This is a genomic window from Methylobacterium pseudosasicola, assembly GCF_900114535.1.
Lineage (GTDB): Bacteria > Pseudomonadota > Alphaproteobacteria > Rhizobiales > Beijerinckiaceae > Methylobacterium > Methylobacterium pseudosasicola.
The window spans coordinates 1-3,060 of record NZ_FOTK01000114.1 but is presented as its reverse complement, the minus strand read 5'-3'; the positions used below and the strand labels follow the sequence as shown (position 1 = coordinate 3,060).

Annotated in this window: 1 protein-coding gene and 1 pseudogene; both read right to left on the bottom strand. The window is 53.1% G+C overall.

The window, feature by feature from the left end; translation table 11 throughout:
* Positions 1–415 precede the first annotated feature (415 nt).
* A complete protein-coding gene (locus tag BM228_RS33380; protein WP_167367917.1) occupies positions 416–1,621 on the bottom strand; it encodes a glycosyltransferase in 1,206 nt (401 codons plus the stop codon).
* A gap of 155 nt (positions 1,622–1,776) precedes the next feature.
* Positions 1,777–2,982 (bottom strand): annotated as a pseudogene (locus tag BM228_RS33375) (IS3 family transposase).
* Positions 2,983–3,060: the final 78 nt, after the last annotated feature.

Below are 3,060 nucleotides of genomic sequence, written 5' to 3'. Positions count from 1 at the left end.
GGCGCGCCAGACCTTTCGTCTGGACCAAACCCGCCACCGACATCCTCGCCGCCGTCAGCCGATCCCCTGAACCATCCGTCTGAGTCAGTGCACTAGTGCCGTCTGCACCTCGATCTGGCACAGCATCAGCACGACCTGTTCCGCGCTCGGCCTCTGTCCTCGCTTCATCCCCAACTCCTCTGCACCAGGCTGATCCTCTCAATCAGCCCGGTCCAAAGCCAGCCGGTCAGGTCAAGACCGCACCCTCGTTGTCTCGGAGCGGGCTGTTTCATCGGTGGCTGATTAAGCGCATTGTGTTGTTAGCTTGCTACTAGTAGCCTCGGACAAATGTGTTCAATCTCATAATTTTATTAGCGGTTTAAGCTCGAAGGCTCCGATGGCCGGAACGTAATTCAATTTTATTACCAGTAAATTGTTACCCGTCAAACGGCAGAAATGATGCGTTTATTTCTTTCATTTTTTTGATAGCCTCCCTCCACCCATCAACGAATTTCGCCTTTGAAAATTCTGACGTCCTTCGTTTAAGAAGCGCAGAACGTTCAAGCCTCTCATCATCCGACATTTTATAAAGCTTGATCATAGCGCTGGCGATATCTTCTTCGCTCAGCGGATTGACGCTGATAGAACCAGCCCCAGATACTTCTTCCAGGACACTGTTTTGAGTAACTATAGGAATTACATTATGCAATATGGCTTCAGCTAGTGGCATACCGAAACCTTCAAGTAGACTTACTAATATAAATCCAGAAGCATTCTCGTAGAGCCATTTTAATTCGCTTTCTTTCACATAATTCAGCAATACCACTCCTTGGGTATTCGATGCAGCGTCTGCTACTTCTTCGTAGCCCGGCTCTCGAGAACCGCAAATAACATAATTTACGTCTGAGTCGGCCAATCCAGATATCGCAAAAGCTTTGATGCAACGAAGCTGATTTTTGCGAATTCCAACGCTTCCTACAGTTAAAAAAAATGGTTTATTGACAGAGCTCAAGGGAGATGGTTTAAGGTAATCGTTCTTCTGATTGATTGGAGGATATATAACCCGCGATGAAGCTGGTGTTGCATTTAAATACACACGGTCAAACTCATTTTTTGAGGCTTGACTCGCAAAAATTAGATGGGGTCCAACTTTTTCTATTTGTAAGAAGGCGGCAATGTATATTTTATACAGGGCGACCTCAAATAGTTCCGGATCTGTTATGGGCCCAATGTCGTGAATTAGAACGGCGTCTTCACGCCTAAGAACACTAGAAAGAACAGTAAACGGTTCTAGATGTAAGCGGGGAGAATTTGAACGGAAAGCGAACTGGAAACCATATTTAATTGACCGTGCGTTAAATTGACTTTGCACCCATTGCAGTTTACATATAAATATCGAAGCCAAGCGAGATGGAGGCTGCTGTAACGCAAATATCCAAAATATTACGTCATTGAATTCATGCCTGAGTGACTCTAAAAGATCACGGCCGATTGCATATTTCCCTGTCCTATTGTGCATGGCGAGCGAAAAATCTACATCGTATTTTTCGTTGTCCCGAAATTTTTTTCTTCGCCCATAAAGCCCCGATGTTATGAGGCTCAACCATTTTCGCGAAAATTGATGGTCCAGCATGCCCAACATATTTACCCTTCGTTCGATGGTGATGTAAGCAGCAATTAGCATTAAGTCAAATCTAACGGCGGGGGCGCGATCTTGATCGAGCGAATTAATCTACCCTGATTGCTTATGGGAGCGCCCACGCTAGCCAGCCCCCATCTTGTGGCCCAGGCTCGAAGTTAGTGCATCGTCGGTCGTGTGACGATGGCCGGGCGAGCGGACGGTACTGAGCTGCTCGGTTCCGTTGGCCAAATGATGACCTCCGGCTTAGGCGGGCAGTAGCCGAGTGACGAGTGCGGCCGGATGCTGTTGCAGTGCGTCCGTCAATGCTCGATTACCACGCTGGCTTCCTCGAGGGTGTAGAACACCTCGCCGTTGAGGACTTCATCCCGCAGCTTCGCGTTGAAGCTCTCGCAGTCCCCGTTCTCCCACGGACTGCCAGGCGCGATGTAGGCGGTCTCTGAGCCGACCGCTGCGATCCAATCTCGGACAGATCGAGCGATGAACTCAGGCTCATTGTCCGAGCGGATATGGCCAGGCACGCCGCGCAGGCTGAACAGATCCGAGAGGACATCGATCACGTCGTGCGCCTTCAGCTTACGTGATACGCGGATGGCCAGGCACTCACGGGTGAACTCATCGATGACGTTCAGCATCCGGTTCTTGCGACCGTTATGCGTCCGGTGCTCGACGAAGTCGTACACCAGACATGGACGGGCCGCTCTGGCCGCAGGCGCACGCACGAGCCGTCGTTGAGCCAGAGGCGGGCCCGCTTCGGCTATCGCGCTGGAACCTTGAGCCCCTCCCGCCGCCAGATCCCCTCATCCTGAGCCTGTCGAAGGATCGACCCGCTTCACGTTGACCATCCAGCCATCACGCCGGAGCAGCGCGGTGATCCGACGGTAGCCGCAGCGCCCGTACTGGAGAGCCAGCGCGACGATGGCGGCGGTCAGTGCGGCCTCGTCTTCGACCACCACGGCGCACTTGCGCTGTGTCGATCCCTAGACAGGCTCAGGATGAGGGGTGCTGACCCAGAACGCGGCAAGCGAACCGTTCCGACACGCCATGCTCAGCCACGACGTAATCGACGCAAGCCCGGCGGTGAGCCGGGCTCAGAAGTTTCCCGAAGCTGCCTCCTTCAGGATGAGCTTCTCCAGGGTCAGGTCGGAGATCGCCCGGCGGGGGCGCTGGTTCTCCGTCTCTAGAGACTTCAGCCGTTTGACCTGATCCCCCTTCAAGCCGCCGTACTCGGAGCGCCAACGATGATATGTGACCTCCGTCACCTTGATGGACCGAATTGCGTCGGCAACCTTGCGGCCCTGCGAGACCAAGACATCGACCTGGCGCAGCTTGGCGACGATCTCGTGCTTACCCACGCGTCTGATGGTAGGGTTCTAGCACCGATGGTTTTGAGGATTGTGCCGAAGGGACTGCTTGCTGTGATGCGCGCGGTGTCGACGACG

What these genes read in the sequence shown, in the direction of transcription:
- BM228_RS33380 (WP_167367917.1), bottom strand. Translation starts at nt 1,621, where the DNA reads ATGTTGGGCATGCTGGACCATCAATTTTCGCGAAAATGGTTGAGCCTC.